Origin of the sequence: Sphingomicrobium lutaoense, assembly GCF_014195685.1 — a bacterium.
GTDB classification, from domain to species: domain Bacteria; phylum Pseudomonadota; class Alphaproteobacteria; order Sphingomonadales; family Sphingomonadaceae; genus Sphingomicrobium; species Sphingomicrobium lutaoense.
In genome coordinates this window covers 356,657-379,075 of record NZ_JACICF010000002.1, presented here as the reverse complement: position 1 = coordinate 379,075, position 22,419 = coordinate 356,657, and the positions used below count along the sequence as shown (strand labels likewise).

At 65.3% G+C, this 22,419-nt stretch carries 18 protein-coding genes; 10 read left to right on the top strand and 8 right to left on the bottom strand.

Annotation, left to right across the window (positions count from 1 at the left end):
- The first annotated feature begins 74 nt into the window (after positions 1-74).
- The 3 genes from FHS50_RS10115 (at position 75) to FHS50_RS10105 (ending at position 1,904) form a co-directional block, all read left to right on the top strand.
- Positions 75-329 (top strand): 4a-hydroxytetrahydrobiopterin dehydratase, encoded by a 255-nt coding sequence (locus FHS50_RS10115; RefSeq protein ID WP_183934306.1) that lies wholly within the window; start codon positions 75-77, stop codon positions 327-329.
- A gap of 272 nt (positions 330-601) precedes the next feature.
- Positions 602-1,414: a phenylalanine 4-monooxygenase gene (locus tag FHS50_RS10110; protein WP_183934305.1), complete on the top strand. Its 813-nt coding sequence runs from the start codon at positions 602-604 to the stop codon at positions 1,412-1,414.
- Positions 1,398-1,904, top strand: a complete 507-nt coding sequence (locus FHS50_RS10105) for a flavin reductase family protein (RefSeq protein ID WP_183934304.1) — start codon at positions 1,398-1,400, stop codon at positions 1,902-1,904. The genes FHS50_RS10110 and FHS50_RS10105 overlap by 17 nt, the downstream gene beginning before the upstream one ends.
- Positions 1,905-1,922: 18 nt before the next feature.
- Here FHS50_RS10105 and crcB read toward each other — a convergent pair whose 3' ends face one another.
- Positions 1,923-2,279, bottom strand: a complete 357-nt coding sequence (gene crcB / locus FHS50_RS10100; protein ID WP_183934303.1) for a fluoride efflux transporter CrcB — start codon at positions 2,277-2,279, stop codon at positions 1,923-1,925.
- Positions 2,276-3,247 (bottom strand): DUF808 domain-containing protein, encoded by a 972-nt coding sequence (locus FHS50_RS10095; RefSeq protein WP_183934302.1) that lies wholly within the window; start codon positions 3,245-3,247, stop codon positions 2,276-2,278. Before FHS50_RS10095 ends, crcB begins: the two co-directional genes overlap by 4 nt.
- A gap of 92 nt (positions 3,248-3,339) precedes the next feature.
- Between FHS50_RS10095 and serS the strand changes: the two genes are divergently transcribed.
- The 4 genes from serS to FHS50_RS10075 all read left to right on the top strand — a co-directional run bounded on the left by serS (position 3,340) and on the right by FHS50_RS10075 (position 6,579).
- Positions 3,340-4,593, top strand: coding sequence for a serine--tRNA ligase (gene serS, locus FHS50_RS10090; RefSeq protein WP_221184918.1), 1,254 nt, complete (start codon positions 3,340-3,342; stop codon positions 4,591-4,593).
- Positions 4,580-5,281 carry an alpha/beta hydrolase gene (locus tag FHS50_RS10085; RefSeq protein ID WP_246333121.1) on the top strand — a complete coding sequence of 234 codons (702 nt, stop codon included), beginning with the start codon at positions 4,580-4,582 and terminating at the stop codon, positions 5,279-5,281. Before serS ends, FHS50_RS10085 begins: the two co-directional genes overlap by 14 nt.
- Before the next feature lie 164 nt (positions 5,282-5,445).
- On the top strand, positions 5,446-6,096 hold the full coding sequence (locus FHS50_RS10080) for an alpha/beta hydrolase (protein ID WP_183934300.1): 651 nt from the start codon (positions 5,446-5,448) through the stop codon (positions 6,094-6,096).
- An 84-nt stretch (positions 6,097-6,180) separates the two neighbouring features.
- Positions 6,181-6,579 (top strand): DUF2147 domain-containing protein, encoded by a 399-nt coding sequence (locus tag FHS50_RS10075; RefSeq protein ID WP_183934299.1) that lies wholly within the window; start codon positions 6,181-6,183, stop codon positions 6,577-6,579.
- On the opposite strand, the gene hutH is transcribed toward FHS50_RS10075, so the two are convergent.
- The 3 genes from hutH to hutI are packed head-to-tail and all read right to left on the bottom strand — an operon-like array spanning position 6,576 to position 10,932.
- Positions 6,576-8,063, bottom strand: a complete 1,488-nt coding sequence (gene hutH, locus FHS50_RS10070; RefSeq protein ID WP_183934298.1) for a histidine ammonia-lyase — start codon at positions 8,061-8,063, stop codon at positions 6,576-6,578. The genes FHS50_RS10075 and hutH overlap by 4 nt on opposite strands.
- On the bottom strand, positions 8,060-9,721 hold the full coding sequence (gene hutU / locus FHS50_RS10065; protein WP_183934297.1) for a urocanate hydratase: 1,662 nt from the start codon (positions 9,719-9,721) through the stop codon (positions 8,060-8,062). Before hutU ends, hutH begins: the two co-directional genes overlap by 4 nt.
- Positions 9,718-10,932: an imidazolonepropionase gene (gene hutI, locus FHS50_RS10060; RefSeq protein ID WP_183934296.1), complete on the bottom strand. Its 1,215-nt coding sequence runs from the start codon at positions 10,930-10,932 to the stop codon at positions 9,718-9,720. Before hutI ends, hutU begins: the two co-directional genes overlap by 4 nt.
- Positions 10,933-10,972: 40 nt before the next feature.
- Here hutI and FHS50_RS10055 point away from each other — a divergent pair, with 40 nt between their 5' ends.
- Positions 10,973-11,851: an arginase family protein gene (locus FHS50_RS10055; protein ID WP_221184917.1), complete on the top strand. Its 879-nt coding sequence runs from the start codon at positions 10,973-10,975 to the stop codon at positions 11,849-11,851.
- Between the two features lie 36 nt (positions 11,852-11,887).
- Here FHS50_RS10055 and FHS50_RS10050 read toward each other — a convergent pair whose 3' ends face one another.
- Together FHS50_RS10050 and FHS50_RS10045 are read right to left on the bottom strand one after the other, a co-directional pair.
- Positions 11,888-15,256, bottom strand: a complete 3,369-nt coding sequence (locus FHS50_RS10050) for a TonB-dependent receptor domain-containing protein (RefSeq protein WP_183934294.1) — start codon at positions 15,254-15,256, stop codon at positions 11,888-11,890.
- A 158-nt stretch (positions 15,257-15,414) separates the two neighbouring features.
- Positions 15,415-16,950 carry an alanine/glycine:cation symporter family protein gene (locus tag FHS50_RS10045; protein ID WP_183934293.1) on the bottom strand — a complete coding sequence of 512 codons (1,536 nt, stop codon included), beginning with the start codon at positions 16,948-16,950 and terminating at the stop codon, positions 15,415-15,417.
- Between the two features lie 148 nt (positions 16,951-17,098).
- Between FHS50_RS10045 and acs the strand changes: the two genes are divergently transcribed.
- Both acs and FHS50_RS10035 read left to right on the top strand, forming a co-directional pair.
- A complete protein-coding gene (acs, locus tag FHS50_RS10040) occupies positions 17,099-19,024 on the top strand; it encodes an acetate--CoA ligase (RefSeq protein WP_183934292.1) in 1,926 nt (641 codons plus the stop codon).
- Complete coding sequence (locus FHS50_RS10035; RefSeq protein WP_183934291.1) at positions 19,021-20,031, top strand: 2-dehydropantoate 2-reductase; 1,011 nt, start codon at positions 19,021-19,023, stop codon at positions 20,029-20,031. The genes acs and FHS50_RS10035 overlap by 4 nt, the downstream gene beginning before the upstream one ends.
- Positions 20,032-20,092: 61 nt before the next feature.
- Here the strand turns inward: FHS50_RS10035 and katG are convergent, their stop codons facing one another.
- Complete coding sequence (katG, locus tag FHS50_RS10030; RefSeq protein ID WP_183934290.1) at positions 20,093-22,282, bottom strand: catalase/peroxidase HPI; 2,190 nt, start codon at positions 22,280-22,282, stop codon at positions 20,093-20,095.
- Positions 22,283-22,419 lie beyond the last annotated feature (137 nt).

The window sequence follows — 22,419 nt, the reverse complement described above, 5'->3', positions numbered from 1 at the left end:
TGAAATGTCTGGGCCGCGTCCTGCGCGCTCGAGCGGCGCTTTGCAAGACAGGCGCCCGTGGCTAGGCTGTCGATATGGATATTCCCCAACGCTGGACCAAGAGCGCGGACGGCAAGGCGCTCGAAAGGCGCTACGAATTTGCCGACTTTTCCGAGGCGTTCGCTTTCCTCACCCGAGTGGCAATGCATGCCGAGAAGGTCGATCACCATCCCGAGTTCACCAATGTCTGGAACCGCGTCGATTTTCGCCTCACCAGCCATGATGCGGATGGCATCACCGAGCGCGACCTCAAGCTGGCGCGTGCCATCGGCAAGCTGGCCGAAGACTGAGCGGCCGCACGGCGGAACGCGCCTTCGACGAGAAAATTCATCTTTCCTTCAGCGGGCGATTGCCATAACGAGAGCGCAATGACCCGTTCGATCACCCTTTTCCGCATCTGCCCGACGGCTGCCGCCATGTCGGCCTATCGCCATGCGTGGAAAAGGCGTGCGATGGAGACGAGTCAGCCATAGGTTAATCCCTGCAGATTTTTCGGACCCATCGCCCGCCAAGCTCCCGAGCTTCGGCGGGTTTTTTATTGCCCGTGAAGGAGACAGAGAAGATGTTCCAGCCCCGGATCCAGGCCGGAGACCCGCCCGATTGGCGCGCTTTCGTCGTGCCCGAACAATGGGGACAGTTCAGCGCCGCCGACCATGACACCTGGAACCGCCTCTATTCGCGCCAGGTCGAATTGCTCGACGGGCGGATCGTCAGTCCCTTCATGGACGGGTTGCGGCGGCTCGACCTCAAACCCGCCGCAATCCCCCGCTTGAAGACGCTGTCGCTGCGGCTGAAGGCGCTCACCGGCTGGCAATTGGTGTCGGTCGAGGGGATCGTTCCCGACGCGGCCTTTTTCGCAATGCTGGCCGACCGGGTCTTTCCCATCGGCAATTTCATCCGCGACGGCGCGCAGCTCGACTATCTCGAGGAGCCCGACTGCTTTCACGACATCTTCGGTCATGTCCCCCTTCTGGCCTACCAGCCGATGGCGCGGCTGATGGAGGCGCTGGGCCACCTCGGGGTCGCGGCCTGCGCGGCGGGGCAAGGCGAGACGATCTCGCGCATCTACTGGCACAGCGTCGAATTCGGGCTGGCCGCCGAGCGGGGCGAGACGCGCATCCTCGGTGCGGGACTGGCATCGAGCTTTTCCGAAGCGCGGGCCGCGCTCGAGGCCGAGGTGCCGCGTCCGCGCTTTACCGTCGCCGATGCCGCCGCCACGCCCTATCGCAACGATTGCTTCCAGCCGCTCTATTTCGTCGCCGACAGCCTCGAGAGCGTCACAGCGCGGCTCGAGGATTTGAGCGCGAGCGAACTGCTGGCGCTTGGCGAGGCCGAAGCAGGGCGTTATGGCCCTGCCAATGGCGAAGCCCAGTGAATATCGGAGCGGGTGCGACCCGCGCACCCTGCGCGATGCGCTGGGCTGTTTTGCGACCGGGGTGACGATCGTCACCTGTTTCGACGATGACGGCAATCCGATCGGGCTGACGGCCAACAGCTTCACCAGCGTGTCGCTCGACCCGCCGCTCCTCCTGGTGTGCATCGCCAAGGCGGCGGCGAGCGCGACCCCGCTGACGCAGGCGAGCCATTTCGCGGTCAATGTCCTGCAGACCGAGCAGCGCCCCGCCTCGATCACTTTCTCGACCTTCGTCGAGGACCGTTTCGGCCAGACCGAATGGGAGAAAGGCGAATTGGGCGCGCCCGTGCTGATGGATTCGCTGTCGGTGTTCGAATGTTCGCGCCACGCGGTGCATGACGGGGGCGATCACTGGATCCTCGTCGGCGAAGTCAAGAAAGCGACTTTCGAGGAGCATCTCGACCCCCTGCTCTATTTTCGCGGGCGCTATCGCCGCCTGCATTTCGACTAGGGCAGCCCTGGCCCTTGCCTAGCGCGCGAGCTGGTAGCCCGCCGCGCAGGCTCCCAGGCCCCCCACCAACGTCAGCAGCACGTAGAGCGCGGCGAGCCCCGACTGTCCGCGCTGCCACAAGGTGAGCGCATCGAGGCTGAAGGCCGAATAGGTGGTGAAGCCGCCGAGCACCCCCGTCACGAAGAAGAGCCGCGCGGTATGGCCCACCCCGTCCAATGCGCCGATCGCCAGCCCGATCGCGAGGCTGCCCGCCAGATTGACCGACAGGGTGGCAATCGGAAAAGCGGTGCCGACCGCGCCGATCGACCATTTGCCCACCAGCCAGCGAAGCAGCGCGCCCAGCCCACCGCCGAGAAAGACCGCGAGCGCGTTCACGCCTTCCGCACCGGTTCGCCGCCGCCATGGAGCGGGTGATGGCCGAACAGCCAGGTGACGATCTGGACGATGATGAAGCCGAAGAGGAGGCCGACGAGCGCCGCGCCGAGCGTTTCGACCGCCCAGACGAGCATGCCATTGTCGCCGCCCAATGCCAGTGCCGCGTCATGCTGCCACTGGTAGAGGAAATCGAAGATGTGCAGCTCGTGGAAGCCGTGGAGGAGGATGCTTCCCCCCACCCAGAGCATCGCCGCGGTCCCTACCACCGAGAGAAACTTGAGCAGTTTGGGGACGAAGGCGATCATCGCCCGGCCGATCTTTCGCGCCGCGCCATTTTCGCGCTTGGCGAGATGGAGGCCGATGTCGTCAAGCTTCACGATGAGCGCGACCGACCCATAGACCACCAGCGTGACCGCCACCGCGACGATCGCGAGCGCCCCCGCGCGCATCCAGATGCTGTCGAGACCGCCTCCCTCGGTGAGTTCGTTCAAGGTGATCGCCATGATCTCGGCCGAGAGGATGAAATCGGTGCGGATCGCGCCCGCGACCTGCCGCTGTTCGAGTTCTTCGGGGGTGTCGGCCTCGGCGAGCGTGGCTTCGCCATGATGGTCGCCGGTCACTGCCTCGATGATCTTCTCGGTGCCTTCGAAGGACAGATAGGCACCGCCGAGCATCAGCACCGGCACGATCAGCCATGGCGCGAATTGCGCCATCAGGAGCGCCGCGGGTAACAGGAAGATGAGCTTGTTCTTCAAGCTGCCGAGCGTGATCTTGCCGATGATCGGCAGTTCGCGGCTGGGGTCGAGCCCGACCATGTAACGCGGCGTGACCGCGGCATCGTCGATGATCACGCCTGCGGTCTTGGAACCCGCCTTGCCTGCCGCGGCGGCGACATCGTCGACCGAAGCCGAGGCGGTCTTGGCGATCAATGCAACGTCATCGAGCAGTGCAAGTAGGCCGGACGGCATGGATATTTCCCCTGTTGTTCCCAGTAGCGATAGGCGAGCAGAAGCCTTGCAAGCAACGGGCAGATGGGCCAATTCGCTCCGTCATGTTGTCCATGGATTTTATCAAGGCCCATCCCGACCGGGTGAAACAGGCCATCATCGACAAGGGCGTGACGCTCGATCTCGACCGCTTTCTCGCGCTCGACGAGGAACTCCGGGCGGCCAAGACCGAGGTCGATGCGCTCCGCGCCGAGCGCAATCGCATCTCGGCAAGCTTCAAGGATGCCGCGCCCGAGCAAAAGGCCGAACTGGGCAAGCGCGCCAAGGAAGCAGGCAACCGCGCGAGCGCGCTCGAGAAGGAAATGGAAGGCAAGCGCGCCGAAATGGCGGCGATGCAGCTTCTCATCCCCAACATCCCCTATGAGGGCGCACCGGTCGGGCCCGACGAGAGCGCCAATGTCGTCATCCGCACCGAGGGCGAGGTGCCCGAGTTCGATTTCGAACCGCTCGACCATGTCGCGCTGATCGAGAAGAATGGCTGGGCCGATCTCAATCGCGTGACGCAGGTGTCGGGGAGCCGGACCTATTGCCTCAAGGGAAGGCTGGCGCTTCTCGAACAGAAGCTCATGACCTGGGCGCTCGAGGAAATCATGGGCAACGGCTTCGATCCGATCACCGTGCCCGCGATCGCGCGCGAGGAAGCCTTCGTGCGGCAGGGGCAGTTCCCCGGGCATCGCGAGGAGACCTATGCGCTCGAGAAAGACGAGATGTTTCTTGCCGGGACTGCCGAAGTGGTGCTGACCGGGCTGCATTCGGGCGAGATCCTCGAGGCGGCCGACCTGCCCATTCTCTATGCCGGCTATTCGCCTTGCTTCCGCCGCGAGGCAGGGAGCGCGGGGCGCGATGTGCGCGGGCTCTTGCGGGTCCACCAGTTCGTCAAGGTCGAGCAATATGTGATTTGCGAAGCCGACGATGAGGTCTCGGAGGAGTGGCATGCGAGGTTGCTCGCGGCGGCGGAGACGCTGCTGGCGAAGATGGAAATTCCCTACCAGGTCATCGAGACCTCGACCGGGGACATGGGGCTCGGCAAATATCGGATGAACGATATCGAGAGCTGGGTGCCGAGCCTTGGAAAATATCGCGAGACGCACAGCTGTTCGACCCTGCACGACTGGCAGGCGCGGCGGGCCAATCTTCGCTATCGCGGCGAGGACGGGAAGGTGCGCCATGCGCATACGCTCAACAATACCGCGCTGGCGAGCCCGCGGATCCTGGTGCCTTTCCTCGAGAACCACCAGACCGCCGACGGGCGGGTCAAGCTGCCGCCCGCGATCGCCGAACTGATGGGCGGGGATGGCTATCTCTGAGGGCCTCGACCTCGACGAGCGGCCGCCGCCTGGCTGGAAGCGGGCTCTCGAGGCGGCGGCGGTCTTTTCGCGCATTCACCGGGGGTTCGGGCATCTGGGGCCGCGCGGGCCCGAGGACGGGGCGCCCGCGATGGTCATCCCGGGCTTCATCGCCACCGATCGCACGACGATGGAATTGCGCCGGGCGCTGGCCGAAGCGGGGTGGCGGGTGCATCCCTGGGGGCTGGGACTCAACCGGGGTGCGAGCGCCGACATTCTCGACCGGATCGACGGACAGCTTTCGAAGGCGGTGCCCGAGGGGCCGGTGCTGATGGTGGGGTGGAGCCTCGGCGGGCTGTTCGCGCGCGAATATGCGCGGGCGCGGCCCGAGCGGGTGCGCGCGGTGGTAACGCTGGGCAGCCCCTTTTCGGGCGATGTGCGCGCCAACAATGTGTGGCGGCTTTATGAATGGGTGGCGGGGCACAAGGTCGATGATCCGCCCTTGCCGCGGATTACCGAGAAGCCGCCGGTGCCGCACCTGGCAATCTGGTCGCGAAGGGACGGGATCGTCGCGCCGCGGTCGGCGCGGGGGCTGCCGCATGAATGCGATGCCGCCTGCGAGGTGGACTGTTCGCACATGGGGTTCGGCGTGTCGCGCAAGGGGGTGCGCACGGTGGTGCGCGAAATCGACAACTTTCTCAAGAAATAGGGGTTTTCCGCGATAAACTTGTATCGCGGGTGAACCGACCCCATATTGATGGGGTGAACAAGGACATCACACCGCGCCCGGGTGAGGCGGATCGTTTCGATCCTGGCGACCTGGCTCCGTCAGGTTGGCATCGAACGCGCGAGGTGGTCTGGTCCTTTCCCCGCATGCTGGCACGGCTGGGCCATCTCAACCCGCGCGGTCCCGAGGAAGGCCCGCCCGCGATGGTCATTCCGGGCTTTCTCGCTTCCGACCGGGCGACGATGGAAATCCGCCGCGCGCTGGCACGCAGCGGGTGGCGCGTCCATGGCTGGGGGATGGGCGTCAATCGCGGCGCGCGGCCCGACACGATGATCCGCATCGGCGAGCGGCTCGACGCGCTCAATGACGGGCGCAAGGTCCTGCTGGTGGGGTGGAGCCTCGGCGGGCTGTTCGCCCGCGCGGCCGCCCGCCATCATCAGCATCATGTCCGCGCGGTGGTGACGCTGGCTTCGCCTTTTTCGGGCGATCTCAAGACCAACAACAATGTCCGCTGGCTCTACGAGCGGATCGCCGGCCATCATGTCGATCACCCGCCCTTTCAGCGCGGGGTGGGCAAGCCGCCCGTACCGACGCTTGCCTTCTGGTCGCGGCGCGACGGGATCGTCGCGCCCAATGCCGCGCGCGGCGCCGAGCATGAAGTCGACGAGGCCATCGAACTCGACACCCATCACATGGGGATGGCGACGTGGCGCCCCGCATTGAGCCATGCCAGCCACCATATTCGTCGCTTCGTCGAGGAGCATGAAGGCGCCTGCCCGATCCGCCGCGACCGCTGATTTCCGGCAAGAATGCGCGCTTTGACAAATTCCGGTCACAATTCGTTCAGCCCAGCGCCATCAGCGGATGGTAAAGCGGCAGGCATGAAAAAGTGGATCCCTCTTGGCCTGTTGGCCCTTCTCGCCGCGCCCGCGAGCGCGGGCTCGCCCCATCCGCTCGACGGCAAGTGGAAGGAAGGCAATCTGGTGATCGACATCGCGCCCTGCGGGCCGGCGATGTGCGGCACCGTGGTGAGCGCTTCGGAAAAGCAGAAGGAACGCGCCCGCAAGGGAAGCGGGATCAATCTTGTCGGATCGCGGCTGATTACCGACATCCAGCCCGACGGGCCCAATCGCTACAAGGCCAAGGTGTTCGTTGCCGACCGCAACATGAATGCGAGCGGCCGGATCGAGCAGATCTCGTCCGACCGCATCAAGGTCCGTGGCTGCGTCGTCCTCGGCATCTTCTGCAAGTCCGAGGAGTGGCGCCGGGTTGGCAACTAGCCGATTTCGCCTTTGAGCACCGCTTCCTGCAACGCTTCCATCTCGTCGGCCCAGTAGCGGTCGCTTTCGAGATAGGCGCTGTGGCGCCGCACCATCGCGTGCAGTTCCTGGAGCTTCGGGCTGGTCTTCAGCGGCTTGTGATAATCCACCCCTTGCGCGCCCGCGATCAGTTCGACCGCGATCACCCCGGCGGCATTCTGCGCGATGCTGCGCGCCTTGCGCGCGGCAATCGGCGCCATCGAGACATGGTCTTCCTGCCCCGCCGAAGTGGGGATGGAATCGACGCTGGCGGGATAGGCGAGCGTCTTGTTCTCGCTGACCAGTGCCGCGGCGGTGACCTGCGGGATCATCAGCCCCGAATTCACTCCGCCATCGTCGATGAGGAAGGCCGGTAGCCCGCTCATCTTGGGATCGACCAGCACGCTGGTGCGCCGTTCCGACAAGCTGCCCACCTCGCAGAGCGCCATCGAAATCATGTCGGCGGCGAAGGCGACCGGCTGGGCATGGAAATTGCCGCCCGAAATCGCGCTGTCATCTTCCTCGAACAGGATCGGATTGTCGGTGACCGCCCCTGCCTCGATCTCGAGCGTGGCAGCGGCGCTGCCGAGGAGGTCGAGCGCGGCGCCCATCACCTGCGGCTGGCAGCGGAAGCTGTAGGGGTCCTGCACCTTGCCGCAGCGCTGGTGGCTTTCGACGATCTGCGAACCGTCGAGCCATTCGCGCAGCGCCGCGGCGACGCGGATCTGGCCCGGCTGGCCCCGCAGTTGCGAGATGCGCGGATCGAAGGGTTTGACGCTCCCCATCAGCGCATCGACCGACAAGGCACCCGCGGCGACCGCGGCATCGAAGACGCGCGAACCCGTGAACAAAGCATCGAGCGCGATCGCGGTCGAGGCCTGCGTGCCGTTGATCAAGGCCAAGCCTTCCTTGGGCCCCAGTTCGATCGCGCCGAGGCCGATTTTCTGCAACGCCCTGGCGGCGGGCATCCGTTCGCCCTTGAGGTCGATCCAGCCTTCGCCGAGCAGGGTCGCGGTCATGTGCGCGAGCGGCGCCAAGTCACCCGAGGCCCCGACGCTGCCCTGCGAGGGGACGACCGGCATGGCGTCGGCGTCGAGCAGCGCCTGCAGCGCGTCGGTGACGAGCGGGCGCACCCCCGAATGGCCGCGTCCCAGCCCGAGCAGCTTGAGCTGGATCATCAGGCGGGTGACATGGCGCGGCAAGGGATCGCCCAGCCCGCAGCTGTGCGAGAGGATGAGGTTGCGCTGCAATTCGGCGAGACGGTCGGGCGCGATCCGTTCGGATGCGAGCAGTCCGAAGCCGGTATTCACCCCATAGACGGTTTCCCCGCCCGCGACGATGCGGCTGACCACCTCGGCGCTGTCGGCGATGCGGCGCTGCGCGGCATCGTCGAGCCTGCCTTCCTCCCCTTCCCACAGCTGGCGGAGAGTGTTGAGGTCGATGTTGGTGGGGTCGAGCTGGATCATCGGGTCACCATGGGAAGATCGAGCCCCTGTTCGCGCGCGCAGTCCTTCGCGATGTCATAGCCCGCGTCGGCATGGCGCATCACCCCGGTGCCCGGGTCGTTCCACAGCACGCGTTCGAGGCGCCGCGCGGCATCCTCGCTGCCGTCGGCGACGATCACCACGCCCGAGTGCTGCGAATAGCCCATGCCGACCCCGCCGCCATGATGGAAGCTCACCCAGGTCGCTCCGCTCGCGGTGTTGAGAAGCGCGTTGAGGATCGGCCAGTCCGACACCGCGTCCGAGCCGTCGAGCATGCTTTCGGTCTCGCGGTTGGGCGAGGCCACGCTGCCGCTGTCGAGATGGTCGCGCCCGATCACCACCGGTGCCTTGAGTTCGCCCTTCGCCACCATCTCGTTGAACGCCAGCCCGAGCCGGTGCCGCTGCCCCAGCCCGACCCAGCAGATCCGCGACGGCAGCCCCTGGAAGGCGATGCGTTCGGCCGCCATGTCGAGCCAGCGATGGAGGTGCGGATCGTCGGGGATCAGCTCCTTCACCTTGGCATCGGTCTTTGCGATATCCTCGGGATCGCCCGACAGCGCCGCCCAGCGGAACGGGCCCACTCCCTTGCAGAAGAGCGGCCGCACATAAGCGGGGACGAAGCCCGGAAAGGCGAAGGCACGGCGCACCCCCTGGTCGAAGGCCTCCTGCCGGATATTGTTGCCATAGTCGAAGGTCGGCACCCCCATCTCGTGGAAGGCGACCATCGCGCGCACCTGCCGCGCCATGCTGTCGCGCGCCGCGCGGGCCAGCCCCGCCGGATCCTTCTCGCGCGCGTCCTGCCATTCCTCGACGCTCCAACCTGCCGGGCAATAGCCATTGGCCGGATCATGCGCCGAGGTCTGGTCGGTCACCGCATCGGGACGGATGCCTTTCTCGATCAGTTCGGGATAGATGTCGGCGGCATTGCCGAGCACCCCGACGCTGGTGGGCCGGTCGGCCTTGCCGATGATCTCCAATGCTTCCTCGACGCTGTCGGCGCGATGATCGAGATAGCGCGTCTCGAGCCGCTTCTGGATGCGGCTTTCCTGGACCTCGATGGCGATGCAATGCGCGCCCGCCATCACCGCCGCCAGGGGCTGTGCGCCGCCCATTCCGCCGAGCCCGCCGGTCAGAATCCACTTGCCTTCAAGGTCACCGCCATAATGCTGGCGGCCCATCTCGGCAAAGGTCTCGTAGGTGCCTTGGACGATGCCCTGGCTGCCGATGTAGATCCAGCTGCCCGCGGTCATCTGGCCGTACATCATGAGGCCCTTGCGATCCAATTCGTTGAAATGGTCCCAGTCGGCCCATTTGGGAACGAGGTTCGAATTGGCGATGAGCACCCGCGGCGCGTCCTTGTGGGTGGGAAAGACCCCTACCGGCTTGCCCGACTGGACGAGCAGCGTTTCATCTTCGCCGAGCCGCTCGAGCGTCTCGACGATCCGGTCGTAACAGTCCCAGTTGCGCGCGGCGCGGCCGATCCCGCCATAGACCACCAGGCTCTGCGGATCCTCCGCCACCTCGGGATCGAGATTGTTCATCAGCATCCGCACCGCCGCCTCGGTGGTCCAATGCTTCGCCACCTTCTCTCCACCCCGGCGCGCCCGGATGACGCGGCTGTTGTCGCGGCGTTCGTTCATTTCACTCCCCTGTCCTGTCCCGCGGCGATCCGCAGGTGCGGCCCCGGAAGGCCGATCCAATATCCAAGTTCCGCCAGCCCCTCGATCTTCCAGACGCAGAGGTCGGCGCTCTTGCCCGGCGAGAGCACACCCCGTTCATGCGCAAGGCCCAAGGCGCGGGCGGCATGAATGGTCGTGCCCATGATCGCTTCCTCGGGCGTCAGGCCGAACAGCGTGGTGGCCATGTTCATCATCAGAGGCAAGGAAAGCGTGGGCGAGGTGCCCGGATTGCAGTCGGTCGCGACCGCCATCGCCACCCCTGCCTTGCGCAGGAGATCGACCGGCGGGCGACGGGTCTCGCGCAGGCAGTAGAATGCGCCCGGCAATAGCACCGCCACCGTTCCCGCGGCAGCCATCGCGGCGGCGCCTTCCTCGTCGAGATGTTCGAGATGGTCGGCCGACAGCGCCTTGTAGCGCGCGGCGAGCCTGGCTCCGCCAAGGTTCGACAATTGTTCGGCATGGAGCCGCACGCCGAGCCCGTGGTGGCGCGCGGCGGTGAACACCGCCTCGACCTCGGCGGGCGTGAATCCGATGCCCTCGCAGAAGGCATCGACGCTGGTCGCCAGCCCCTCGGCGGCGACGGTGGGGATGGTCTTCTTCACCACCATGTCGACATAATGCGAGCGGTCGGCATCGGCGGGCAGCGCGTGGAGCGCGAGGAGAGTCGCGACCACTTTCACCCCGGCATGGCCGTCGAGCGCGCGGGCGACGCGGAGCATCTTGAGTTCGCTGTCGGGGTCGAGGCCGTAGCCCGACTTGACCTCTATGGTGGTGACGCCGCTCGAGGCGAGCGCGTCAAGGCGGCGGCGGGCCGAGGCGAGCAATTGCTCCTCGCTCGCGGCGCGGGTCTTTTCGACGGTCGAAAGGATGCCGCCGCCGGCCTTGGCGATTTCCTCATAGCTGGCACCCGCGCGGCGCATCGCATGTTCATCGGCGCGGTTGCCGCCGAAAACGAGATGGGTGTGGCAGTCGATGAGGCCGGGCGTAACCCAGGCGCCGTCGAGTGCGGTGACTTCGCAGGCGCGGAAGCCGGCCAGCTCAGTGCGCTTGGCGATGCGCACAATGCGTCCGCCGTCGATGCCGATGGCGGCATTGGTGATGATGCCCAGAGGGTCATCGTCGGTCGCGACCATGGTGGCCACATTGCAGTCGGTGATGAGGCGATCCCACATGGGTGCTGGCACTGCGACGGCACCGTGCTATCCGTCAAGCATGAGCTGGCCGAATTTGAACGACTTGTTGGTGAAAAGTGGCGATGGCGCGGCCATCGGCCTCGTGGGCGCGCCCTTGGGGGCGGGCTCGGTAACGCCCGGGAATTGCGACGAGGCGCCTGCCGCGCTGCGCAAGGTTTTGCGGCGGATCGGGCTGTATGACATCGACACGGGACGCGAGCTTTCCGCGCGGGTGGCCGACATGGGCGATGCCGCGATCGGGGGGATGGAGATCGAGGAAGCGACCTCGCCGATCCGCGAACTGGCGCGAAAGAGCGCCGGGCGGCATGCGCTGACGCTGCTGGTCGGTGGCAACAATGCGGTGACGCGGCCCGGGGTGCAGGCGCTGGGCGAGGATCTCGGCAAGGTGGGGCTGATCACGCTCGATGCGCATTTCGACATGCGTGACCTGTCGGACGGGCTGGGCAATGGAAATCCGGTGCGCGCGCTCATCGAGGACGGGATGCCGGGGGCCAATATCGCGCAGATCGGGCTGGCGCCCTTTGCCAACAGCCAGGAAATGCATCGCGATGCGCTGGCCGCGGGAAACCGGGTGATCACGCAGGCGCAGGTCGATGACCATGGCATTGCCGCCGCGATCGAGGCGGCGCTCGCGCATGTCGGGCATTGCGAGGCGATCATGGTCGATTGCGACATCGACGTCATCGACCGGGCGCAGCTTCCGGGCGCGCCGGGCGCGCGACCCGGGGGAATGCAGGCGCGCGATTTCTTCTTCGCGGTGCGAAAGCTTGCGGGCGATCCCCGGGTGCGGATGATCGACCTGACCGAGTGGGACCCGCCGCTTGACCTCACCGACCTGTCGAGCCTGGTGGCGGGGCGGTGGATGGCCGAGGCGATCGCGGGGTTCGAGACGCGCTAGGGGCGGCCCCGGGAGGCCGCCCCCTTCGCTTTCAGGCTAGAACGGCAGCCGGTCGCCGCTGATGCGGAAGCCGAGGAAATAATAGCGTCCGTAGGGCGAGACCGGATAGGCCGAGTTGGTCGGATAGGGATCGACGTCGGTGAAATTGTTCACCCCGCCATAAATCGACATATCCTCGGCAACGTCGAAGTTGAACGAGAGGTCGTGGACGAACTTCTCGTCTGCGAAGCCTTCGGGGCCGGCGACCACGTCGGCGGTCTCGATCTCGACCCCGCCGATCGCCTGGCTGCCGATATATTGGAGGCGGTAGCCCAGCGAGAAGTCGCCGCGGGTCCAGGTAACCGAGCCCGATCCCGACCATTCGGGGCGGCCCTGTTCGCGCAGTTCGGGATCGACGACGCTGAGGTCGGTGGGATCGAAGAAGAAGTCGATCTTGTCGACCCAGTTGGCGGTCGCGCGCAGCGCGAATTCGTTCATGCCGAGGTCGAAGTTATAGCCGATCGTCGCATCGACGCCCGCGGTCTCGATGCGGCCGAAATTGAGCTGCCGCTGGCGCAGGAAGGTGAAGCCCCCGAGGATCGGCGAGCCCAAATCGGTCTGGCGATCGAAGAGGCCGCAGAACTGGTTGGGGAAGTCGCTGGCATCGTAGCAGCTGTCGACGATGTCCTGCGCGCTGACCGCCGAGATCGCATCCTCGATGACGATGTCATAATAGTCGGCGGTGATGACGAGGCCCGGAATGAAGCGGGGCTGGAGCACCGCGCCGACGGTCCAGGTGGTGGCGGTTTCCTCATCGAGGTCGGGATTGCCGCCGGTGGTGCCCGAGAAACGCGCGGTCAGCGGGTCGAGATAGGGATTGGTGACGGAATCGAAGCCCAGCACGCCGAGTTCGGCATAGCAATTGTCGCGCCGCAGCGCGCCCGCCGCCGGATCGGCGGCGAGAAGGGCGTTGATCTGCGCGAGATCGCACGGATCGGCAGGACGGAAGACCGTTCCCTGGTCGGGGCTGAACAATTCGTTGATGTTGGGCGCACGCACCGCGCGGGCGTAGGTGCCGCGCAGCTTCAGATCCTCGACGGGAGCGTAGATGCCGTTGACGTTCCAGGTAAAGGTGCCGCCGATGTTCGAATAGTCCGAATAGCGCGCCGCGCCGCCCACTTCGAGCTGGTTGGCGAAGGGCATGTCGGCGAGGATCGGCAAGCGGAGTTCGCCATAGACCTCCTTCACGTCATATTTGCCGCCCGCGTCGAAGGTGCGGGTCTGGGCGTCGAACACCAGCGACTGGTTGCCGCTGATGTCGCCGACGAAATCGCCGGCATTGCCGAAGGGCGTGGTGACGGGAAGGATGCCGAGCGTCAGCGGATCGAAGCGGGTGTCGCTTTTCTCCTCGCGATATTCGGCGCCGAGCACGAAGCCCACCGCGCCGCCCGGCAGGTTGAGAAAGCTGCCGGTGTCGCCGACGAGGCTGGCTCCGAACACGAGCTGCTCCAAGGTCGAGGAATTGGTCGTGGGGGTGGTGATGAAATCGACCCCCGCCTGGCTGACCGAGAAAGCGCCGTTGAAGATCGAAATGGGCGTGCAGCTGCCATCGCCCGGGTTGAAGGTGAAGAAGCCCCCTTCGATCACCGGGAAGAACTGGCTGCCCGGATAGACCGCGGTGGGATCGAGATCCGAACGGCAGACGATGTTGCCATTGGGCGTGCCATTGAGGAATTCGCCTTCGTCGACCGCGTCGAGCGCGGCGAACAGCCGGTCATAGAGCACCGAGTTGGAGAAAGTGACATCGGACTCGGTGCGGCCATAATTGCCGTAGACCTCATAGTCCCAGCCATTGCCCATCTCGCCGCGCAGGCCGCCGACGATGCGGTAGGTGTCGCGTTCGGCGGTGGTGGCGCCCGGCCCGAGGTCGATGAAGTCGCGGCTGACGCGCAGCCCGCCCGCATCGTCGGCATCGGCCTGCAGCACCGCCGGGATGAAGGGGTTGTCGGGCAGGATGAGAAGCGAATCGTAGAAGGTGTTGTAGGGGCTTTGCGAGCGGGTCTTCGATTTCACATATTTGGCGTCGACGAACAGTTCGGCGCCCGCCGCCACCTCGAAGCTGGCGAGAAGGTTGGCATAATAGCGGTCGTTCTGCGGAATGAGTGAATCGGCGTCATAACGTTCGGCCGCGCCGTCGCCCCCGAACTGGTTCGAGGAAGAAGCGATGATGCCATCTTCGAAGATGCGCACTCCGCCATCGGGAGTGGTGACATAGCAGCCGCCTCCGCCGAAGCCGGTGAAGCCGATGAAGCTTTCCTCGCAATCGTTGATGCCATTGTTGTTGATGTCGGCGTCGAAGAAGCCGAAATCGCGGCGGAAGACGAGGCCCGAGTTGGACGAGATGGCGAATACCGGGCCCGAGCGGAAGGCAAGCGAAGGCGCGCCCAGTGCCTGGTCGATCAGCCGCTGTTCCTCGGCAGTGGGCGTGGTCCCGCCGGTAAAGATCGCGTCATAGGCCGCGGTGCCCGGCAGCGGGATCGAGAAGCCATAGGGGAAGAGCCCGTTGGCGGTGTTGAAATAGCCAAAGAAGTTGGGCGTCGCCGAAGCCGAGATATCGCCCTTCTGGAAGCGACGCAGCGGATTGGGATAGGTCTGGCCGGTGTTGAAACGGCCATTGTCGCGCGTATAGGCGCGGTCACCCATCTGCAGTTCGTCGATGCGGGCATAGCCGCCCGCGAGCGTGATATTGCCGCGATCATCGGCGAAGCTGCTGCCCATCACCGCGTTGATCAAAGCGGTGAAGCCGTCCGAGTGGCGCGAATTGCCGACCTGGCCCGAAATGTCGAAGCCTTCGAAATCGTCCTGCAGGACATAGTTGACGACGCCGCTGACGGCATCGGCGCCATAGACGGCCGATGCGCCGCCGGTGAGCACGTCGACCCGCTGGATCAGCGCGGGCGGGATGGTCGCGACGTCGACGATCTGCGAACCCGCGACGCCCGAGACATGGCGTTTGCCATTGACCACCACGAGGGTGCGGCCCGAGCCCAGTCCGCGCAGGTTGAGCGTGGCCTGGCCGATGCCGCCTTCGCCCCGTTCGAGCGAGTCCGCGATGGTGCCCGAGTTGGACAGGGCCGGAAGCTCGCGGAGCAGTTCGGCGCTATCGACCTGTCCGGTGCTGCGGATGTCCTCGACCGAGACCGAGGAAATGGGCGACGGCGCAGCCTGGTTGGGATCGCGTGACAGGCGAGTGCCGGTAATGACGATGGTCTCGTCAACGACCTGGTCGGAGCCTTCGTCGAGCGGCGTGGCGACGACGTCCTGGCCAGCCTCTTCCTGCGGCGCGGCCTGCGCATGGGCGGGTTGCGACAGACAGGCGACCGCGATGGCGATCGGGGCGGCGGACGAAAGGCCGAAATACTTCATGACAAGGCTCCCACTCTTTTTTCAGCGGGCGAACCTATCCGATTTGTTGCTGCACCGCAACAAACCCGTTGCAAACTGCATACGTATGTGAGCCGAAATGCGCTCCCGAACGAAAAAGGCCAGGGCGAACCCCGGCCTTTCCCTTTCCTGCGGCAGCCCTAGTGGCCGACGCCCGGCGGGGGTTCGTGGCTTACCGCCCCCTCTTCCTCGCCGACCTTTTTGATATGCTTGAGCTCGTGCGTGGGACCGGCGTTGCGGTCGCCCTTGGCGAGCTTGAACACCACCCCCGACAGGAGCGCCAGCGCAACAAGGTTGGGAAGCGCCATGGCAGCGTTCGAGATATCGCCCATCCGCCACACCAGTTCGAGATCGACGCTCGCCCCGATGAAGATCACGACGCACCAGAGCAGGCGCCACAGGAAGTGCAGCGTCTTTTCGCCCTTCACGCTCGCGCCCGGGATCCGGTCGTAGATGAAGGTGATCGCGCGTTCGCCATAATAGCTCCACGTCAGGAGCGTGGTGAAGACGAAAAGAATGAGAGCGACACTGACGATGAAGGTCCCCATCGGGATGCCGAGCACCGGCAGCGGGAAGGCCGCGCCATAGGCCGCCGAGGTCATTTCAAAGCCATTGAGGCCCGATTGCCAGGCATGGGCGACTGCCGCGCCTTCATAGGTGAAATCGCCGCGCACGGTGAGGATCACCAGCGCGGTCATGGTGCAGATCACGATCGTGTCGATGAAGGTGCCGAGCATCGCCATGCGGCCCTGCTGTTCGGGATCGTTGGTCTGCGCGACCGCGTGGGCGATCGGGGTCGAACCCTGACCCGCTTCGTTGGAGAAGAGGCCGCGTGCCGCGCCCGCGCGGATCGCGATGATGATCATCGCGCCGAGGAAACCGCCCGATGCGGCCTGCGGGTTGAAGGCGCCGTAGAAGATCAGCCCGAAGGTCTCGGGAAGATCGGCGGCATTGAGAATGAGCGCGACGATGGCGAGCAGGATATAGGCCGCCGCCATGAAAGGAACGACCTTTTCGGCGACCGAACCGATCGACTTGATGCCCCCGATGATCACCGCGAACACCGCGACCGCGACGATGATCCCCGACACCCATTCCTCGAAGCCGAACAGTTCGCCGAAGCTGTCGGCGATCGAGTTGGACTGGATCGAATTGCCCGTGACCACCGCACTGAACAGCGTGCCGATGCAGAAGAGGATGGCGAGCCAGGTCCATTTCCTGCCCAGGCCCATCATGATGTAGGTCATCGGACCGCCGCGATAGGCGCCGATCGCCGCCTTTTCGCGATAGCGGATGGCAAGACTGCCTTCGGCAAAGGCGAGCGCCATGCCGATGAGCGCGGTAATCCACATCCAGAAGATCGCGCCCGGCCCGCCCAGCGTGATCGCGGTCGCGACCCCGGCAAGGTTGCCCGTGCCGACCTGTCCCGACAGAGCCGTCGAAAGTGCCGCGAAAGGCGAGATTTCACCTTCGCCCGCGCTCTTGCGGCCTGCGAACAGCCCCTTGAAGGCGCTTCCGAGCTGGCGGAGCGGATAGAATTTGAGCCCCACCATGATGTAGAGCCCGATGCCGAACAGCACGATCACCATCGGTGGCAGGGGGATTAGTTGCGCATCGCCCCAGGTGCCGCCCCAGATCAGTCCGGAGACATTGTCGATCAACTCGCCAAAGGTCATGAAATTGCGCCTCCCCCAGCGCGGGATTGATGGTTGAAACTTTGGCGGCACGATAGCGGACCTTCGCCAGCAGGCAAGCGATCTGTGGCTGACAGTCGCGGCGAAGCTGCCTAACCTGCCCGTTTCGAGCGACGAAGGGAGAGAAGCGGTGACCGACAGCCTGGTGCGCGCGCCCGAGACAGACCGGACCCATGCCACGCCCGAGCAATATGCCGAGCGATATGCGCGCTCTTTGAGCGACAATGACGCTTTCTGGCTCGAGGAGGCGAGGCGGCTCGACTGGGTGACGGCGCCGAGCAAGGCGGGAAACTGGTCCTACGATCCGGTCGATATCCGCTGGTACGACGACGGGGTTCTCAACCTTTGCCACAATGCCCTCGACCGGCACCTCGATGCGCGGGGCGAGAAGGTGGCGCTTCATTTCGAGCCCGACGATCCCGAGAGCGAGGCGCGCACTCTCACCTATCGCGAGTTGCATCGCGAAGTGGTGCGGATCGCCAATGCGCTGAAGGCGATCGGGGTGAAGAAGGGCGACCGGGTGACGATCTACATGCCGATGATCCCCGAGGGGACCGCCGCGATGCTCGCCTGCGCGCGGATCGGGGCGATCCATTCGGTGGTGTTCGGGGGCTTTTCGCCCGAAGCGCTGGCGGGGCGGATCGCCGATTGCGAAAGCCGCTTCGTCATCACCGCCGACGGGGGCCTTCGCGGAGGAAAGCCCGTGCCGCTCAAGGACAATGTGGATGCGGCGCTCGAGCGGCCGGGCGCCGGTGTCGAGGCGGTGCTGGTGGTTCGGCACACGGGCTGCGAGGTGAACTGGACCGAAGGACGGGATTTCTGGCTGGCCGACAAGGCGAACGATGCGGACTGCCCGTGCGAGGAGATGAAGGCCGAGGATCCGCTCTTCATCCTTTACACATCCGGCTCGACCGGCAAGCCCAAGGGGGTGCTGCATACGACCGGCGGCTATGGCGTGTGGGCGGCGCTGACCTTCCATTATGTTTTCGACGTGCGGCCCGAGGATATCTTCTGGTGCACCGCCGATATCGGATGGATCACCGGGCATAGCTATGTCGCTTACGGGCCGCTGTTGAACGGGGCGAGCCAAGTGATTTTCGAAGGCGTTCCCAACTATCCCGACGCCGGGCGGTTCTGGGACGTGGTCGACAAATATGGCGTGAGCATCTTCTACACCGCGCCGACCGCGATCCGCGCCTTGATGCGCGAGGGCGATGGGCCGGTGACGAGCCGCGACCGATCCTCGCTCAGGCTGCTCGGCACCGTCGGCGAGCCGATCAATCCCGAGGCGTGGCGATGGTATCATGAAGTGGTGGGGAGCGGGCGCTGCCCGATCGTCGATACCTGGTGGCAGACCGAGACGGGGGGAATCATGATCACCACCCTGCCCGGCGCGCATGACATGAAGCCCGGCGCGGCGGGCAAGGCGCTGTTCGGGGTGGAGCCCGTGCTGGTCGATGGCGAGGGCAAGCTGCTGGAAGGCGCTGCCGAGGGCAATCTTTGCATGGCGCGCAGCTGGCCCGGGCAGGCGCGCACCGTCTATGGCGACCACCAGCGCTTCGTCGACACCTATTTCTCGACCTTTCCCGGGCGCTATTTCTCGGGCGACGGGTGCCGGCGCGACGAGGATGGCTATCATTGGATCACCGGGCGCGTGGACGATGTCATCAACGTGTCGGGGCATCGCATGGGGACCGCCGAGGTCGAGAGCGCGCTGGTGCTGCATCCCACGGTCGCCGAAGCCGCGGTGGTGGGCTATCCGCACGACATCAAGGGACAGGGCATCTATTGTTTCGTCACGCTGGTCGCGGGCGAGGAGCCGGACGACGCGCTCGAACGGGAGTTGAAAGCGCAGGTGCGCAGCGAGATCGGGCCGATCGCGACCCCCGACCTCATCCATTTCACCCCTGCCTTGCCCAAGACGCGGTCGGGCAAGATCATGCGGCGGATCCTGCGCAAGATCGCCGAGAATGACTATGACTCGCTGGGCGATACTTCGACGCTGGCGGATCCGGGCGTGGTCGATGCGCTGATCGCAGGCAGGCGAAACCGGTGAAGGACAATCCGCGCATCATCATTGCCGGAGCGGGAACGATCGGCTGCTTCGTGGGCGGAGTGCTCGCCCATGCCGGGCGCGATGTCGCCTTGCTGGGGCGCGGAGCGGTGGCCGAAAGGGTCGCGCGGGACGGGCTTCACCTCAGCGACAATGACGGCTGGGACGCGCATATCCCCGCGAGCGAGGCGGGGATGACCGTCGATCCCGCGGCGCTGGCAAGCGCCGATGTGATCTTCGTCACGGTGAAGAGCGGCGCGACCCAAGAGATGGCGGAGGGCATCGCTCGTTTTGCGCGCCCCGAAGCAATTATCGTCAGCCTGCAGAATGGCGTGACCAATGCGCCGATCCTCAAGGAGAAATTGCCGGGCCGGGACGTGCGCGCAGGCGTGGTGCCCTTCAATGTCGTGCAGACGGGCGACGGGCGCTTCCACCGTGCCACCAGCGGGGTGTTGATCGCGGCGAAGGGACCGGTGCCGATTGCAGGCCTGTTCGAAGGGAGCTGCCTTGGCCTCGAGGAAAAGGACGGGATCGAGGAACTCGCCTGGGGCAAGCTTCTCATCAATCTCAACAATGCGCTCAACGCCCTGTCGGGAATTCCGCTGATCGAGCAGATGTCCGACCGGCGCTGGCGCAAGCTCATGGCGTGGCAGATGGAGGAAGGCATGGCCGCGCTCGAGGCGGCGGGGATCGATTACCAGGGAGCGACCCCGATTTCGCCGCGCTGGATGGCCAAGCTGTTGCGGCTGCCGACCTTCCTGTTCCGCAAGGTCGCGGCGCGCACTTTCCGCATCGATCCCGAGGCACGTTCGTCGATGGCCGAGGATTTCGATCGGGGGCGCACCACCGAAGTCGATGCGCTGCAAGGAGCGGTAATCGAACTGGGGCAGCGGCACGGCGTGCCGGTGCCGATCGCGACGCGGGTGCGCGACCTCGTCAAGGCCGCCGAGCGGCGCGGGGAAGGATCGCCGCGCCTGTCGCCCGACAAGGTCGCGCCCGGGCGCTTTTAGAACAGCAAAAGGCCCGCCTCCCCTCGTGGGGAAGCGGGCCCTTCACCAACCGGTCCGCCGATCAGCGGTGCAGGTCGAACCGGTCGTTGTTCATCACCTTCACCCAGGCGGCAATGAAGTCGTCGACGAACTTTTGTTCGCTGCCTTTCTCGGCATAGACCTCGGCGACCGCGCGAAGCTGCGAATTGGAGCCGAACACGAGATCGGTGCGCGTGGCACGCCATTTCTCATGGCCTTCCTTGCGGCAGCGTCCGACAAATTCCTCGTCGCCGCTTTCATCGACGACTTCCCACAGGGTCCCCATTTCGAGAAGATTGACGAAGAAGTCGTTGGTCAGCTGTCCTGGGCGGTCGGTGAGAACGCCATGCGAGGAATTGCCGCTGTTGGCGCCGAGCGCGCGCATCCCGCCAACCAAAACGGTCATCTCGGGAATCGAGAGATTGAGGAGATGGGCCTTGTCGACCAGCATGTCCTCGGTCTTCACCGAGGCCTTGGTCTTCAGATAGTTGCGGAAACCGTCGGCGAAGGGTTCGAGCGGTTCGAAGCTTTCGACGTCGGTCTGCTCCTCGCTGGCATCGCCGCGACCGCCAGTGAAGGGAACGTCGACGTCGAAGCCCGCGTCGCGCGCTGCCTTTTCGACCGCCGCGCTGCCCGCCAGCACGATCGCGTCGGCCATCGAGAGATCGCCGCGAAGTTCGTCCACCTTCGACAGAACCTGGGCGAGTTCGTCGGGATCATTGGCTTCCCAGTCCTTCTGCGGAGCGAGCCGGACGCGCGCGCCGTTGGCGCCGCCGCGATGGTCGGACTTGCGATAGGTCGAGGCCGAGGCCCAGGCCGCCTTGACCAGTTCGGTCACGGTAAGCCCGCTGTCGAGGATCTTCGACTTGAAGTCGGAGACCGCGCTGTCGGAGGGCATCGTGCCTTCGGGCACCGGGTCCTGCCAGATGAGATCCTCGTCGGGCACCTCGGGCCCGAGATAGCGGACCTTGGGCCCCATGTCGCGGTGGCACAGCTTGAACCAGGCGCGGGCGAAGGCGTCTTCGAGCGCGGCCTGGTCGTTGAGGAAACGCTGCGAGATCTCGCGATATTCGGGGTCCATCTTGAGCGCCATGTCAGCGGTGGTCATCATCGTCGGGACCTTTTTCGAGGGATCGCGTGCGTCGGGCGCCATGTCCTCGGGATCGGGATCGATCGGCTGCCACTGCTGCGCGCCCGCCGGGCTTTTCACCAGCTCATAGTCATATTTGAACAGGAGCCGGAAATAGTCATTGCCCCACTGGGTAGGATTGGGGGTCCAGGCGCCCTCGAGGCCCGAGGTGGTGATATGGCCCTTGCCGATTTCCTCGGGATCGGTGGTCCAGCCGAAGCCCATCAGGTGCATCGCCTCGGATTCGGGATCGCCGCTCATCCCGTCGACGGGAACCGCGCCGTGGCACTTGCCGAAGGCATGGCCCCCCGCGGTGAGCGCGACCGTTTCCTCATTGTTCATCGCCATGCGCGAGAAGGTTTCCTTCATGTCGCGCGCGGAAAGCAGCGGATCGGGGTTGCCGCCCGGCCCTTCGGGATTGACGTAGATGAGGCCCATCTGGATCGCGGCGAGCGGGTTTTCGAGCGCCTTGCCCTCTTCGGGAATGATGCGGGTCTCGACGCCCTCGCTGACCCATTTTTCCTCGCTGCCCCAATAGACGTCATTTTCGGGTTCGTAGACGTCGGCACGCCCGCCGCCGAAGCCGAACACCGGGCCGCCCATCGATTCGATCGCGACATTGCCGGTGAGGATGAACAGGTCGGCCCAGCTGATATTCTCGCCATATTTCTGCTTGATCGGCCAGAGCAGGCGGCGCGCCTTGTCGAGATTGCCATTGTCGGGCCAGCTGTTGAGCGGAGCGAAGCGCTGCTGCCCCGAATTGGCGCCGCCGCGGCCATCGCCGGTGCGATAGGTGCCCGCCGCGTGCCAGGCCATGCGGATGAAGAAGGGGCCGTAATGGCCATAGTCTGCCGGCCACCAGGGCTGGCTGTCGGTCATCAGCGCCTTCAGATCTTCTTTCAGCGCCTGATAGTCGAGCTTCTGGAAGGCCTCGGCATAGTCGAAATCCTCGCCGCGCGGATCGGGGCTGGTGCCGCCTTGCGTTAGGATGTCGAGCTGGAGCGCGTCGGGCCACCAGTCGCGATTGGTGCGACCGAGCAGGGCACGGACGCCCCCGTCATGCATGGGGCAGCCGCTGAAGCCTTCGCCGGTTTTCTTGTCCATTACCCTGTTCCTCTCGACTCATATATTGATCACAGGCTGGGAGGGTGCGCCTTTCCGAGGCCGACTGTCCAACGCTTTGCGTTCATCAGTTCAATCGGCTGGATCAATCAATGGATGCGAAATCATCGACGCGCTGA